This window comes from Brachybacterium sp. (assembly GCF_036379615.1).
In the GTDB taxonomy this organism is placed as follows: Bacteria; Actinomycetota; Actinomycetes; order Actinomycetales; family Dermabacteraceae; genus Brachybacterium.
In genome coordinates, this window is sequence record NZ_DASVGJ010000052.1 from 31,690 (window position 1) to 46,608 (window position 14,919).

General features: G+C 70.7%; 12 protein-coding genes. 3 read left to right on the top strand and 9 right to left on the bottom strand.

Annotated features, from left to right (window positions below; genetic code table 11):
- Positions 1–21: 21 nt before the first annotated feature.
- Positions 22–1,689 (top strand): arginine--tRNA ligase, encoded by a 1,668-nt coding sequence (gene argS, locus VF289_RS09925; protein WP_330883578.1) that lies wholly within the window; start codon positions 22–24, stop codon positions 1,687–1,689.
- Between the two features lie 147 nt (positions 1,690–1,836).
- Here argS and manD read toward each other — a convergent pair whose 3' ends face one another.
- Positions 1,837–3,123 carry a D-mannonate dehydratase ManD gene (manD, locus tag VF289_RS09930; protein WP_330883580.1) on the bottom strand — a complete coding sequence of 429 codons (1,287 nt, stop codon included), beginning with the start codon at positions 3,121–3,123 and terminating at the stop codon, positions 1,837–1,839.
- Between the two features lie 107 nt (positions 3,124–3,230).
- Positions 3,231–4,652: an MFS transporter gene (locus tag VF289_RS09935; protein WP_330883582.1), complete on the bottom strand. Its 1,422-nt coding sequence runs from the start codon at positions 4,650–4,652 to the stop codon at positions 3,231–3,233.
- A gap of 197 nt (positions 4,653–4,849) precedes the next feature.
- On the opposite strand from VF289_RS09935, the gene VF289_RS09940 reads away from it, so the two are divergent.
- The gene (locus tag VF289_RS09940; RefSeq protein WP_330883584.1) at positions 4,850–5,650 is read left to right on the top strand and encodes an IclR family transcriptional regulator; all 801 of its coding nucleotides are present in this window, start codon (positions 4,850–4,852) and stop codon (positions 5,648–5,650) included.
- Positions 5,651–5,744: 94 nt separating this feature from the next.
- On the opposite strand, the gene VF289_RS09945 is transcribed toward VF289_RS09940, so the two are convergent.
- Together VF289_RS09945 and VF289_RS09950 are read right to left on the bottom strand one after the other, a co-directional pair.
- Positions 5,745–6,344, bottom strand: coding sequence for a hypothetical protein (locus tag VF289_RS09945; protein ID WP_330883586.1), 600 nt, complete (start codon positions 6,342–6,344; stop codon positions 5,745–5,747).
- Between the two features lie 79 nt (positions 6,345–6,423).
- Positions 6,424–7,137 (bottom strand): hypothetical protein, encoded by a 714-nt coding sequence (locus VF289_RS09950; RefSeq protein WP_330883588.1) that lies wholly within the window; start codon positions 7,135–7,137, stop codon positions 6,424–6,426.
- A 251-nt stretch (positions 7,138–7,388) separates the two neighbouring features.
- Between VF289_RS09950 and VF289_RS09955 the strand changes: the two genes are divergently transcribed.
- Positions 7,389–8,627 carry an MFS transporter gene (locus VF289_RS09955; protein WP_330883590.1) on the top strand — a complete coding sequence of 413 codons (1,239 nt, stop codon included), beginning with the start codon at positions 7,389–7,391 and terminating at the stop codon, positions 8,625–8,627.
- 20 nt (positions 8,628–8,647) lie between these two features.
- On the opposite strand, the gene VF289_RS09960 is transcribed toward VF289_RS09955, so the two are convergent.
- The 5 genes from VF289_RS09960 to VF289_RS09980 are packed head-to-tail and all read right to left on the bottom strand — an operon-like array spanning position 8,648 to position 14,918.
- The gene (locus VF289_RS09960; RefSeq protein WP_330883592.1) at positions 8,648–9,490 is read right to left on the bottom strand and encodes a substrate-binding domain-containing protein; all 843 of its coding nucleotides are present in this window, start codon (positions 9,488–9,490) and stop codon (positions 8,648–8,650) included.
- A 16-nt stretch (positions 9,491–9,506) separates the two neighbouring features.
- Positions 9,507–12,038 (bottom strand): glycoside hydrolase family 2 protein, encoded by a 2,532-nt coding sequence (locus tag VF289_RS09965; protein WP_330883593.1) that lies wholly within the window; start codon positions 12,036–12,038, stop codon positions 9,507–9,509.
- Positions 12,035–12,895: an ABC transporter ATP-binding protein gene (locus VF289_RS09970; RefSeq protein WP_330883595.1), complete on the bottom strand. Its 861-nt coding sequence runs from the start codon at positions 12,893–12,895 to the stop codon at positions 12,035–12,037. Before VF289_RS09970 ends, VF289_RS09965 begins: the two co-directional genes overlap by 4 nt.
- Positions 12,892–13,920, bottom strand: coding sequence for an ABC transporter ATP-binding protein (locus VF289_RS09975; protein WP_414644464.1), 1,029 nt, complete (start codon positions 13,918–13,920; stop codon positions 12,892–12,894). Before VF289_RS09975 ends, VF289_RS09970 begins: the two co-directional genes overlap by 4 nt.
- Positions 13,917–14,918 carry an ABC transporter permease gene (locus tag VF289_RS09980; protein WP_330883597.1) on the bottom strand — a complete coding sequence of 334 codons (1,002 nt, stop codon included), beginning with the start codon at positions 14,916–14,918 and terminating at the stop codon, positions 13,917–13,919. Before VF289_RS09980 ends, VF289_RS09975 begins: the two co-directional genes overlap by 4 nt.
- Between the last annotated feature and the right edge of the window lies 1 nt (position 14,919).

Sequence of the window (14,919 nt, forward strand, 5' to 3'; positions counted from 1 at the left end):
CAGAACTCAGAATCGATGGCCATGCACCAGGACGTTTTCGCACTCTCAGTACTCGACATTCTGACGTCGATCGCTGAGCGACGACGCCGCGACGAGCATCTCGAGCTCCACGCGTCCGAGATCACCGTCGAGCGTCCACGCGATCGAGCCCATGGCGACTGGTCGACGAATGCTGCGATGAAGTTCGCCAAGAGGCTGGGCATGAATCCTCGCGAGCTCGCGCAGGAGATCGTCGGCGGGCTGTCCCACGTCGACGGCATCGCGTCGGCGGATGTCGCGGGACCGGGCTTCGTCAACATCCGCCTCGACACGGCGAGTGCTGGTCGGCTGGCGAAGACGATCGTGGACGCGGGACCTGACTACGGGCGTGGCGACGCCTTCGCGGGCCAGAAGATCAATCTCGAGTTCGTCTCGGCGAACCCGACGGGACCGATTCATCTCGGCGGCACCCGATGGGCAGCCGTCGGCGACTCCCTCGCGCGACTTCTGTCGTCGCAGAAGGGCGACGTCACCCGCGAGTACTACTTCAACGACCACGGTGCACAGATCGATCGTTTCGCTCGAAGCCTGGTCGCCGCCCACAGGGGAGAGCCGACGCCCGAGGATGGCTACGGCGGTTCCTACATCGGCGAGATCGCGCAGCGCGTCGCACGCTCGCACTCCGGCGAAGCTCTTGACGACATGACGCTCGAAGCCCTCACCGAGACGTTTCGTGCGACCGGGGTCGACTTCATGTTCGGCGACATCAAGCAGAGCCTGCGCGACTTCGGTGTGCACTTCGACGTGTACTTCCACGAGAACCAGCTGCACGAATCGGGCGCGGTCACGCGCGCGGTGGACAGGCTGCGCAGCCTGGGGCAGATCTTCGAGAAGGACGGTGCCGTCTGGCTGCGCACGACAGCTTTCGGGGACGACAAGGACCGCGTCGTCATCAAGTCCGACGGGCAGCCCGCCTATGTCTCGGGCGACCTCGCGTACTACCTCGATAAGCGCGAGCGCGGCTTCGACCGCTGCCTCGTCATGCTGGGAGCAGATCACCACGGCTACGTGCAGCGCCTCATGGCGATGTGCTCGGCGTTCGGTGATGAGCCCGGGATCAACCTCCAGGTGCTCATCGGTCAGATGGTGAATCTCGTGCGCGACGGCGACCCCGTGCGCATGTCGAAGCGTGCTGGCACCGTCGTCACGCTCGAGGATCTCGTCGAGATCGTCGGAGTCGACGCGGCGAGGTACGCGCTCGTGCGCAGTTCGGCGGATTCGAACCTCGACATCGACCTGGACCTCCTCGAGAAGCGCTCGAACGACAACCCCGTCTTCTATGTCCAGTACGCCCACGCCCGGACGACCAACGTTGCCCGGAGAGCGTCTGACGAGGGCGTCACCCGCTCAGAGTTCCAACCTCAGCTGCTCGAGCACGACACCGAGTCCGCGCTGCTCGGCGCCCTCCAGGACTTTCCCCGCATCGTCCGATTCGCCGCGGAGTCGCGCGAGCCCTACCGGGTGGCGCACTACCTCGAGGAGCTCGCGGGCCTGTATCACCGCTGGTACGGCAGCTGTCGGGTGACCCCGCTGGGTGACGCACCGATCGAACCTGTGCACAGCACCCGCCTCTGGCTGAACGACGCCTCGGGCCAGGTGTTCCGGAACGGCCTCGATCTGCTCGGAGTCAGCGCGCCCGAGCGCATGTGAGGCCGCACGGGGCGGCCGTGGAAGCACTGCTGCCGACCGCCCCTCCCGCTCCCGCTCAGAATGTCGCCGCTGGTGAGGGGTGAACTCCCTGACGAGCTTCACCCCTCACCAGCGACGCAGAGTTCGTGCGGGCCGACGGCCACGGCCTCACCAGTCGTGGACGGTCCCGTCCCGCAGCCGGTTCACGGGCAGGTAGGCGGGCTGGTACTCGTACCCGGCCGCCGCCTCCTCGTCGAGCTCGACGCCGAGGCCGGGGGCCTCGCCGGGATGGAGCATGCCGTCCGCGAAACGGTAGCTGGTGCGGAACACGGACAGCGTGGTCTCCGAGTGCGGCATGTACTCCTGGATCCCGAAGTTGTGGATCGCGAGCCCGAGGTGCAGGTTCGCGGCCATACCCACCGGTGAGACGTCGGTGGGGCCGTGGAAGCCGGAGCGGATCCCGTAGACGGCGGCGAAGGCCATGATCTGGCGCAGGCCGGTGATGCCGCCGGCGTGGGTGGCGGAGGAGCGCACGTAGTCGATCAGCCGCTCCGTGATCAGCTGCTGGTAGTCGTGGATCGAGTTGAACACCTCGCCGATCGCGAGCGGGGTCACCGAGTGCTGGCGCACCAGGCGCAGCACGGCCTGGTCCTCCCCGGGGGTGCAGTCCTCAAGCCAGAACGGATCATAGGGCTCGAGGGACTTCGCGAGCTTCGCGGCCTCGATGGGGCGCATGCGGTGGTGGCCGTCGTGCAGCAGGTGCAGCGCGGGACCGAACTCCTCGCGCACGGCCGCGAAGACGGTGGGCAGGTGGCGGAGGTAGGCGGCGGTCTCCCAGGTCTCCTCCGACGGCCGCATCGCGGCGCCCGCCGCAGAGCCCGCTTCCGGCCCCGCCGCCGGTCCCGTCCCGCTGCGCGCCTCGACGCGTCCGGCCGGCTCGTACTCGTACTTCCCGCCCGGGGCGGCGTCGTGGACGCCGTAGATCTGGCCCAGCCCCGGCACCCCGGACTGGATCCGCACGGCCTGGAAGCCCTGGTCGACGTAGCCGCGGATCGCGTCGTTCAGCGCGTCGATCGTGGTGCCGGAGGCGTGGGCGTAGGTGAGCAGACCCGTGCGGGAGGCGCCGCCGAGCAGCTTGTACAGCGGCTCCCCGGCCTTCTTCGCGGCGATGTCCCACAGCGCCATGTCGATCGCGGCGACCGCCGCCATGGTCACCGGTCCGCGGCGCCAGTACGGGCTGCGGTAGAGGTACTGCCAGATCGACTCGATCTGGGACTCGTCGCGTCCGATGAGGGTGGGGACCACGTGGTCGCGCAGGTAGGAGACGACGGCGAGCTCGCGCCCGTTCAGGGTGCCGTCACCGAGGCCGGTCACACCCTCGGAGGTGGTGACCTTGACGGTGACGAAGTTGCGGCCGGGGCTGGTGACGTTGACGTCGATGCGGTCGATGGCCATGGGGTGGAACCTCCGGAGTGCGGGGCGGACGGGTCGAAGCTGGGGCGGGGCGGGGGGCCGCAACGTGGAGAGGGCGCCGCGGCTCTCGACGGTACGGCCCCGCTCGCTCACATGGCGGGGCGGGGGTCGGTGAGGTCGCGCCCCGCGACCTCCTTCATCCATAGTGCGGCGAACAGGGCGCAGCCGCTGAAGAACATGATGATCACCGCGACAGGGATCCAGGAGCCGGTGGCCGCGACGATCGCGGCGGCGATCACCGGGGTCGCGCCGGTGGCGACGATGGCGGCGACCTCGCGGACCACGCCGGTGGCCTGGTAGCGGTTCTTCGCACCGAAGATCTCGGGCAGGGCCAGGTTCTCCATCGAGGCCAACGACATCACGCCGATGTTGTGGATGATCACGTAGCCGACGATGACCTGCCAGGTCACGCCCGAGACGATTAGAAGCATGCAGGGGATGGCGACGACCACGCCGACCGCGCTCATGATCGTGTACATCGTCTTGCGTCCGTAGCGGTCGCCGAGCAGCCCGATCACCGGGACCGTCACGAAGGCGACCAGCGAGGAGATGATGACGACCTCGGTGGAGAGCTGCTTGTCCAGCAGCAGGAACACCGTCATGAAGCTGATCAGGTAGGTCTGGATCATGCCGGAGTTGCCGGCCTGGCCGAAGCGCAGCAGGAAGGCGACGGCGACGGACTTCACCGTGAGCGAGCGGGCCTGCACGAACTCACGGGCCTCGTCGGGGATCTCGCCCTCCGGCGCCTCGGCGGTGTCCACGGCCGCACCGTCGACCACGTCGTCACGCGCCTCGAAGACCGGGCTCTCCTTGAGGTTGAAGCGCACCCAGACGGCGAACACCATCACGAGGGCGCTGGCGATGAAGGGGATGCGCCAGGCCCAGTCCAGCAGCTGCTGCTCGGTGACGACCACCAGCAGGATCGCCCAGATCGCGGAGGCGAACAGGGTGCCGCAGTTGGTGCCCAGGGCGACCAGCGAGGCGACCAGGCCGCGGCGGCGCACCGGCGCGTACTCGGCCAGCATCACGCCGGCGCCGGAGATCTCGGCGCCTGCACCGAAGCCCTGCAGCAGCCGCAGGGTGACCAGCAGCGCCGGAGCCAGCAGGCCCACCTGGCCGTAGGTGGGCAGGAATCCGATCAAGGTGGTCGCGACACCCATCAGCACGATCGTGTAGAAGAGGACCTTCTTGCGGCCGATCCGGTCGCCCATCCGACCGAAGTACCAGGCCCCGACGGGGCGCGCGACATAACCGACGCCATAGGTGGCCATCGCGCCGATGACGGCCATGCCTGCGTCCTCGGAGGCGAAGAACAGCTGGCTGAACACGAGCGCCGCGGCGAGGGAGTACAGCTGGAAGTCCATGAACTCCAGCGCCGTGCCGAGCCAGCCGGAGATGGCGGCACGCACCAGGTCCGCGACGGAGCGGGTGGGCTGGGGCGCGCCGAGCGGGGAAGGACCGGCGGACCCTGGCGTCCCCGGGGCGGCGTCATGGGTCGAGGGGGTGGTCATCGTGCTCCTTCGCGCGAGAGGGCAGAGGGCGGAGCCTCCTGGGCTCTCCGCTGCCGGACGATCCACCTCACGGCGATCGACGCTTGCTGTTTCGTCATTCAAAACGTATGTTTCGTAATGCGCGATCACTATAGGGCGTCGTCGTCCCTCACGGCAACGCGGAACCACGGCGGACTCCGCCGGAGAGAATGGACCCCATGACCACGACCCCCGCCACCGAGAACTCCCCCGTCGGCAGCGTCGACAAGGCCCTGGTGCTGCTGGGGATCCTCGCCGAGGCCGGCCCCGAGGGCATGACGCTGCGCGACATCGCCGCCGCCGGCGACCTGAACAAGGCCTCGGTGCACCGGCTGCTGCGGGCCCTCATGCATCGTGGCTACGCCGACCAGTCCCCGAACGATCAGCGCTACCGCCTCGGTGATGCCGCACTCGAGCTCGGGCACGCCTTCGGGGCCGGGGAGAACCTCTCGGCGCTGTTCGCCCCGGCGCTCGCGAGCATCTCCCACCGCACCCAGGAGCTCGTGCACCTGGGGCAGATGGACGGCGTGCGCGTGCTGTACCTCGACAAGGTCGAGCCCGAGCGCACCCTGCGGGTGTGGTCGCGGATCGGCAGCCGCACCCCTGCGGCCCGCACCGCGATGGGGCGCGCGATGCTCGCGGCCGACGGGATCCGCGGGGCCGCCCTGACGGCATATGCGCAGGCCACGGAGGCAGCGGACACCGCTCACGCCGGGACCGCGATCTCACCGGCGCACCTGGCGAGCGTCGTGGACCTCACCGCCGAGCGCGGCTGGTCCACCGAGATCGAGGAGAACGAGCAGGGGATCGCCTGCGTGGGCGCCGCGCTGACCCGGCCGGGCGGGCGCTCGGTGGCGGTGAGCGTCACCGGCCCGATCGAGCGGATGGACGAGTCACGGCGCGCAGAGGTCGCCGCCCTGCTGCGCGAGGAGCTCGACCGACTCGCCCCGGCGGGATTCGTGCTCGCGCCGCTCGGCTGACGCACGCAGCGTCGTCCGCTCTCTGCTCATGCCGACCGTCCACTCCCGGCTACCTGCTGCTCAGGTTGGCCCGCTCCTCGGGGCGGCCCGCTGCTCAGGAGGCGAGGTCGGCGTACTCCTGCGAGAGCGTCATGTACTGGCTGTCCCAGACGTCCATGCCGGGGATCGGACCGCCGGTCACCGCCCCGGTGAGGCGGTCGAGGTACCACTCCCAGCCGGGGCCGACGTAGGCCAGCATCTCGAGGGGGACGTCATGATGGCACAGCACGACCTGTGTGCTGCCGGCGCTGGCCGCGCCGTCGGCCATGCCGCCGAGGGTCACCGTGCCGTCAAGAGTCGCGGTGGCGTCGAGGGTCGCCGTGCCGTCAAGGATCGTGGCGGCGTCGGCCGAGGTCGCCGGGGCGAGCTCGAGGCTGAGTCGCCAGGCACCCTCCCCCATCGACGAGCTGACCGTCAGCAGGCGCTCCGGCTCGCAGTCGTGGATCGTGTACTCGGCGGCGACAGCCTCTCCGGGCTCGGCGGTCATCGTGACCTGGACGGTGCCGGTGGCGGGGTCCCCGGAGAAGGTCCCGTACCAGGTGGCGAGGCCGTCGGACCGGCTGACGTGCTCCCAGATCTGGGCGGCCGGTACGGGCACGATGCGGGTGAGGGCGAGGTCGTGGCCCGAGTCGTCCAGGCGTCCGGAGATGCTCATGCGCTCAGTGTGCCCCGCCTCGACGTCGGTTGTCTCGGCGTGGTGCGCCCCAGCGTGGTCTGCCTCAGCGTGGCCTGCCTCAGCGTGCCGCGTCGGCGGGCGCGACCTGCCGTCGGGACCGCACCGAGATGAGCACTCCGCCCACCACGCTGCCGATCACCAGTGCGGCGAGGGTGGCGACGAGCGTGACCACCTGCGGCAGCTGCGGCACAGGGCCTCCGAGGACCTCGTGGAGCAGGAACAGCACCGTGGCGACCGCGATGAGCACACCGCCGACGATTCCCGCGGCAGCGACACCGATCTGCAGCGCCCACACCCGGCCGGCCAGGGCGACCAGGGCGCCGACGAGGAGCACCAGCGCGACCGCCTCGACCACCACTCCGGCGAACACCACCAGGAACGAGGAGCTCAGGCCGAACATGGCGGGCAGGGTCTGGCCGGGCTCCCCGAGCCCGATCAGCACACAGGCGACGATGCCGACGGCGGCGGAGAGGCCGGTGCCGTCCTTCAGCACGATCACCAGCACTCCAGCGGCGATCGCGCACAGCAGCCCCAGCAGCAGGACGAGGCCGCTGAGGGAGGCGCCCTGCCCCGGGGCCAGGGCCATCGCCCCGGCGGCGGCGGCGATCACCCCGAGCAGCAGTCCCAGACCCATCCCAAGCCCGGCCCGGTTCCAGGTGCGGCGCGGCCCGGCGATCGCGGCGGCGGCGAGGACGAACGAGAGAGGGACGGCCAGCAGCACGGCGATCAGTGCGCTCGCGAGGAGCTCGGCGGGGACCAGATCGAAGGACATGCCTCATCGTCCCCCTCCCTGGCCCCTATGGGGTCGGAGTACGCACAACCGTGACCCAGGATGTCGGTGAGGCCGACGGAGGCGGCGAGGGCGCAGACTCTCCTGGACGGTGCGCAGCCCGACGTGGGTGCCGCACCCGCCCGCTCCCACGACCGCTGGCTCGCCCGATCGCTCGCTTCCACGACCGCTCACCCCACGCCTGCCGACTCCCCCGTTCACTCGCCCCACCATCGCCCGGGAGGGCCCACCCCGTGACCGCCTCCGTCGACCCCACCGGACCGTCCGGATCGCCGCCGGTCCGCGTCCCCTACAGCACGTTGATCTGGCTCGCGGTGGCGATGTTCACCACCGGGATCGACGGGTACGTGCTCGCGGGCCTGCTCCCGGACATCGCCGCGGACCTCGAGGTCACCGCGGCCCTCGCCGGGCAGCTGGTCACCGTCTTCGCCCTGACCTCCGCGGTGGCCGGGCCGATCCTCGGCGCGACCACGAGCGGCTGGGAGCAGCGGCGCGTGATCATGGCGGCGCTGTCCACGTTCGTCCTCGGCAATCTCCTCAACGCGGTCGCCCCGACGTATCCCCTCGCGCTCGGCGGCCGGGTGATCGCGGCGCTCGGCGGCTGCCTGCTCGGCGCGGCCGTCACCGGGTACGTCGTGCACCTCGTGGACGAGAGGCATCGCGGCAAGGCCCTGTCGTTCGTGCTCGGCGGCTGGATGACGGCCACAGCCCTCGGCGTCCCCGTCGGCCTGGTCCTCGGGCAGACCAGCTGGAGGTTGCCGCTGGTGCTCGTCTCCGCCGTGGGTGCCGTCGCCCTGCTGGGGATCGGGCTGCGCCTGCCGCCGCTGCGCTACCCCTCCTCGACCCTCGCCGACAGGCTGCGTCCGCTCGCGCGGCCGCGTCTGGTCGGCGGGCTCCTGGTCTCCACCGGCGTGCTGTGCGCGAGCTACACGTGCTTCACCTACGCGGTGCTCATCCTGTCGCCCACGCACCCCGCCGGCTGGATGATGATCGTGATCATGTGCGCCTACGGCGTCGCGAGCCTGATCGGCAACGCCATCACGGGCCGTCTCGTGGACCGCTTCTCCCCGGTGAAGGTCCTCACCGTCATCCTGTGCGGCCTGCTGGTCGACGCCCTGTTCGGGGCGCTCGCCTTCACGCTCGCCGCCCCGGCCGCCGTCGCCGTGCTGAGCCTGGTGTGGTTCATGCTGGCCGGCATCGGCAACGGCGGGCATGCCGTTCCGCAGCAGGCGCGGCTCGCGGCGATGGCCCCGGCGTCGGTCGCCGTGGTCATGGCGTTGAACGCGAGCGCGGTCTCGCTGGGCGGCGCGCTCGGCGGCGGCGTGGGCGGCATCGCGCTGACCGCCGGCCTCCTCCCAGGCCATCTGCCGTTCGTCGCCGCCGCGGTCCTCGCGATCACGCTGCCGCTGCACCTGCTGGTCGCCCGCTGGTCGCGGAGGGAGCCCTCAGCTGCCCCCGCGAGCGCGTCCTGACCGGCGCTGAGACGGACAGGTCACCCCGAGGTCGCCCCGCGACGCTGCAGGGTGCCCCGGTGCAGCAGACGCGGGACCTCGAGGGCCAGGCGCACCGGCCTCTCCGGCGCCTCGACGAGGGCGACCGCGGCGATGCCGAGGTCGACGCCCAGCTGGTGGGGCAGGTGATCGAGCACCGCGATCGGCGGAGCGTGTGTCTGGCAGGCGGGAGAGTCGTCCCAGGCCACCACGGAGAGGTCCGCAGGGATGCGCAGACCCTCCTCGACGGCGGCGCCCACCCCGCCGATGGCCATCGCGTCGTTGTCGTGCACGATGACCGTGGGGCGCACGGGGGCGCGCAGCAGATCCCGCGTGGCAGCGGCGCCGCTCTCAGCACCGTAGTCGCCCTCGGCGACGAGAGTCGGCAGCCCGAGCTCGTCCACGACCTCCTGGTAGGCCTCGCGACGCCACCGGCTGTGCAGCAGGTGCGCCGGGCCGCCGACGTGCCCGATCGCGCGATGGCCGCACTCGTGGAGGTCCTCGAGCAGGTGCCGCATCGTGCCGGCGTTGTCGATGGCCACCGCGGAGACGTCCCGCTGGCGCACATCGCCGATCATCGTGAACGGCAGGCCGAGGGCACGCACCTGAGCCGGGCGGGGATCCTCGGCGAGCAGGTCCTTGAGGATCACCACGTCGACCATGCCGAGTGCGGCCCAGCTGCGGAGCACCTCGAGCTCCTCCTCGACACTGCCGGTGACACGGCTGAGCACGGCATGGCCGTGGGCCACCGCGGTGTCCTCGAGGCCGTGCAGCACCTGGGCGTAGTACCGCTCCGAGCGCGCCGACCACACCGACTCGGGGATCGTGATCCCGATCGTCGCCATCGACGCCTCCCCTCGGTCAGGCGGTGCGGGCACGGGCCCTGGCCACCAGGTCGTTCGCACTGATCAGCACATCATCGGCCAGGAACGCCTCCGGGTCCATACCGGCGTCGGTGCGCACGCGCACCGTGGTGCTCTCCCCTGCCAGCAGGGTCACCAGCTGACGATCCACCGTGGCGTCGGGATCGACCTTGTCCGCCAGCACGCACAGGTCCCGCACGGTCGAGGAGGCCGCCGCGGTGATCAGCACCCCGCCCTCGACCTTCTCCGCACGCACCGTGAGCGCCTCACCCGCGAGCGCGGAGTCGCGGTCCTCGGCGAAGGGGTGGACGATGCGGATGCCGGTGTCGACCAGTTCGACCAGTTCGACCAGCAGCACCTCGTCGGCGGGAGCATCCGCTGCGGCGAGCGGGAGGGGGACCGGAAGGGTCGCGGCGGAGCGGGCCGGGACCCGCGCGGCGAGGGTGGTCTCGGCCAGGACCTGCCCATCGTGCCGTTGGCGGCGCAGGCGCAGAGTCCCGCTCAGCGGCTCGTCGGTGTCGTTGCCGAGACTGATCGCGGGGCCGTCCGCGCGGGGCTGGATGGTCAGCAGCACGGGGGCGTAGACGTCCCGCAGCGCGTACCAGAGCAGCTTGCGGCGCCGGTCGCCGTCGACGGCCGCCCAGGAGGTGACGGGCCAGCAGTCGTTCAGCTGCCACACGATCGTGCCCGAGCACACCGGCCAGTGGGAGCGGTAGTGACCGATCCCGCTGAGCAGGGCGCGAGCCTGGTTGAGCTGGGTCGCGAAGTGGAAGTCGTCGAAGCCCTCCACCTCCGGCAGGTGCGGGGCCATGCCGCGGCGCAGCTTGTCCTGCCCGCCCACCGCCTTCTGGTGGGAGAGCATCGTCTCGGAGTCCTCGTCCAGGGGCCGCTCGGTGATGGCCCGGGCGATGGTCGCGTGGTTGGCAGGGCCCTGGTACCCGAACTCCGCGGAGAACCGCGGGATGGTGTCGCGATATCGGGTGTAGTCGTTGTCCTCCTCGGAGGCCCAGGCCACCCAGTTGTGCACGGTGCCGTGATCGGGATTGCGGGGATCTGCGGGCAGGGGCCGCGAGTAGGGGCTGGTGGGTGTGTAGCTGCGGGTGGGGTCGAGCTCCGCGAGCAGCGCGGGGAAGAGCTCGGTGTAGTAGCCGAGCCCCCAGGCCGCGCCCTCCGGGATGTGCTCCTGCCAGCCCCAGTGGTGATAGCCCTCGACGTTCTCGTTGCTGCCGTTCCAGTGGACCAGGGAGGGGTGCCAGGCCAGGCGCACGATGTGCTCGCGTGCCTCGGCCTCGATCTCGCTGCGCAGCGGGTCGAGCTCGGAGTAGGCGGCGCAGGCGAGGGTGAAGTCCTGCCAGACCATGATCCCCAGCTCGTCGCACAGCGCGTAGAGGTGCTCGGACTCGTAGAGCCCGCCGCCCCAGATCCGCAGGATGTTCATGCCCGCCTCGACCGCATCGGTGATGCTCGCGCGGTAGTCCTCGGCGGTCAGGCGCACCGGGAAGCAGTCGTCGGGGATCCAATTGGCGCCCTTGGCGAGGATCGGGCGGTCGTTGACGAGGATCGTGAAGGAGGTGCCGATCTCGTCGGGCTCCTCGGCCACTCCGGCGGTGCGGAAGCCGATGCGGTGCTCGCGCACGTCGTGGGGGGTGCCGTCCGCGTCGTGCAGTGCGATCTCCACCGTGTACAGGGGCTGATCGCCGTAGCCGCGAGGCCACCACAGCTGCGGGTCGGCGACGCTCAGGTGCAGGTCGAGCTCGTCGTGCGCGGTCTCGAGGGTGGTCTCGTCCACGAGCTGGCCGGCCGGGTCCCGGAGGCGGGCGGTGACCGCGAGGGCCGAGTCGTCCAGCAGGTCGGCGCGCTCGATGAGGGAGTGGAGGGCCACCTCGCCGCGCCCCTCGGCGACGGTGACGCGGGGTCGCACCTCGGCCAGTCGGGCGGCGGACCACTCCTCGAGCCCGATCGGCCCGGCGATGCCGCTGGTGACCAGCACCGGCCCCCAGTCCCAGCCGAAGTTGCAGGCCATCTTGCGGATCGCGTTGTAGGGCAGGTCGTTGCCGGTGACCGGCATGGTCCCGAGCACCGTCTCGTTCTCGCGGGCGGTGCGCAGCGGGGACGCGAAGCGGATCTCGAGCCGGTTCTCCCCCTCGACCAGCGCGTCGGTGACGTCGAAGCGCCAGGAGCGGTGCTGGTTCTGCACCTCGGCGAGGCGGTGGCCGTTCAGCAGCACGGTCGCGGCGGTGTCGAGGGAGGCGGCGACGAGATCCACCCTGTCGGCACCCGTGGGCTCCCAGGCGAAGGTGGTCGCGTACAGGACGTCGCATTCCCCGGTCCAGGAGAGGTCGTGCTCGTGGCGGTCCAGGTACGGGTCCTCGATCAGCCCGGCGGCGTGCAGGTCGGTGATCAGCGTGCCGGGCACCGTGGCCGGCACCTCACGGACCTCGAAGGGCGCGGGGCCGGCTGTGAGGGTCAGCGTCCATGCCGTGTGCAGGTCGCGGCGCCCGATGGGGGCGAGGGTGCTGGCGATGGTCATGAGGTCTCCTCGGCGGGGGCGAGATGATCGGGCATGGGCACACCGCGGCGCCGTGCCTCGGCGAGGAATCGCGGGTTGCTGCCCGGCTCAGGGGCGGCCACCAGCAGCTGCTTGGTGAACTCCGCCTGCGGGCTGAGGATGACGTCGTCGGCCGGTCCGCGTTCGACCACCTCGCCGCGGTACATCACCAGGATCTCGTCGGAGAAGTGGCGGGCGGTGGCCAGGTCATGGGTGATGTAGAGCATCGCGAGGTTCTCCTCGCGCTGCAGGCGGGCCAGCAGGTTCAGCACGCCGAGGCGGATGGAGACGTCGAGCATCGACACGGGCTCGTCGGCGATCAGCACCGTCGGCTCCGGGGCGAGCGCGCGGGCGATCGCCACGCGCTGGCGCTGCCCACCGGAGAGCTCGTGGGGACGGCGATCGATGAAGCTGTCCGCGGGAGTGAGGTTGACCCTCTCGAGCAGCTCGCGGACCTTCCCGCGCAGGGTCGCGCGGGTGGCCTTGCCATGCAGCAGCAGGGGCCGCTCGAGATGGTGACCGATGGTGTGGAAAGGATTGAGGGAGGCGAAGGGGTCCTGGAAGACCATCTGGACGTGGTCGCGGTAGCGGGTGAGGGCCCGGCCACGGGTGCCGATGGGGTCGCCGTCCAGCATGATGGTGCCCGAGGTGGGCTTCTCCAGCTGGGCGAGGATCTTCGCGATCGTGGACTTGCCGGAGCCGGACTGCCCCACCAGTGCCACGGTGCGACCGGGGCTGAGGTCGAGGTCGACGTCCTTGACCGCCTGCAGCGTCGTCAGCCGCAGGCCGTTGCGCAGGGTGTAGGTCTTGTTCAGGCCCGTCACGGTCAGGGTGGTCATGAGGCGCTCTCCTGGTCGGTGGCGTCGGCCTGTGAGAAGCCGGCCCGCACGAAGTCGCCCGCCTCGCCGGTGAGGGAGGGGAACGATCCGAGCAGCGTGCGGGTGTAGGGGTGCTTCGGCTCGAAGTAGAGGTTCTCGGCGGTGTCGAGCTCCATGATCCGCCCCGCCTTCATCACGGCGATGCGGTCGGAGATCTCCAGCAGCATCGGCAGGTCGTGCGTGATGAACACGACCGCGAAGCCGAGCTCCTGGCGCAGCCTCAGCACCTCCTGCAGGATCTCCCGCTGCACCACGACATCGAGCGCGGTGGTGGGCTCGTCCATGATCATCAGCTGCGGGTCCAGCGCCAGGGCCATGGCGATCATGACTCGCTGTCGCATGCCGCCCGAGAGCTCGTGGGCATATGCGTCGATGCGTCGCTTCTCCACGCCGACCAGCTCGAGCAGCTCCTCGCTGCGCCGGCGGCGCTCCTCCCGATCCATCTGGGGACGATGGGTGGTGAGCACGTCGGCGAGCTGGGTGCGCACGCTGAGCACGGGGTTCAGCGAGTTCATCGCGCCCTGGAAGACCATTGCGACCTTGGACCAGCGGAAGGCGCGCAGCCGTTCGCCCTCGAGGCCGAGCACGTCGATCGCGGTGCCCTCGTCGCGGTCGTGGAAGGTGACCGAGCCGCTGACGATCCGGGCGGGCGGGCGGTGCAGCTGGTTCAGGCCGTAGGCCAGGGTGGTCTTGCCGCAGCCGGACTCTCCCGCGAGGCCGAGGATCTCACCGCGGCGCAGGGTGAAGGAGGCGTCCTTGACGGCGTGGACCCCTTCGCCGACCTCGTAGACGATGTTCAGGCGATCGACGGTGAGCACCGGCTCCTCGAGCACGGGCGAGTCCTCGCCGCGGGCGGCCTCGAGGCTCGCGCCGAGCGTCTCCCCGGCGACGTCGCCGCGGGTCGTGGCGGGCTCCGGCCCGACGTCGGGGTCCTGTCGGCGGGAGGGGTGGTCCGGGGGGACGGAACCGGTGAGAGGGGTGCTCATGCCGCGGTCTCCTTGCTGGGCGTGCTGCGCTGCGTGCCCTGGGCGTCGTCGGTGTCGGGGGTCCCGGCACCCGCATCAGTCGCCTGTTCCGCGCGTCGCACGGAGCGGGCGGCCTTGGGGGCGGTGCGCAGTCGCGGGTTGATGATCCCGTCGATCGAGAAGTTGATCAGCGACAGGCCGCCGCCCAGGATCGCGATCATCGCGCCGGGCGGCACGAACCACCACCAGGCACCGAGGGTGAGCGCCTGCGCGTTCTGGGCGTAGAAGAGCATCGATCCCCAGGTCTGCGTGCCCACCACGCCCAGGCCGATGAAGCTCAGCCCCGCCTCCCCGAGGATCGCGGTGATCAGCGCGAAGACGAATCCGCTGGACATCACCGGCAGCAGGTTGGGCAGGATCTCCACGGCGATGATGCGATGCGGCTTCTCCCCGGCGATCTTCGCGGCCTGCACGTAGTCACGGGTGCGGATCGACAGCGTCTGGGAGCGCAGCACGCGGGCGGCGGCGGCCCAGGAGGTGATCGCAAGGATGAACGCGATCAGCAGCAGGCCGCGCTGCTGGACATAGGAGCCGATCACGATCATCAGCGGCAGGCCCGGCAGGATGAGCACCACATTGGTGAACAGGGAGAAGCCCTCGTCGATCCACCCGCCGAGGTAGCCGCCGAGGATCCCGAAGAAGGCGGAGAGGAACAGGGCCAGCACCGCCACGATCACGCCGACCAGCAGCGAGCCGCGGGTGGCCCAGGCGAGCTGGGCGAGCACGTCCTGGCCGGTCTGGGTGGTTCCCAGCCAGTGCTCGGCCGAGGGCGGCTGCATGCCCGCGCTGGAGATGGCCAGCGGGTCGGCCACGAAGAACGGCGCGATGATCCCGAACGCGAGGATTGCGATCACGAGGCCTGCTCCGATGAGCAGGGAGGGTGTGGCCAGCCGGGTCAGCGCGGCGCGCAGCCGGCCCGGGGAGGGGATGTCGGTGGGGGTGCCAGCAGTGGTGGTCATC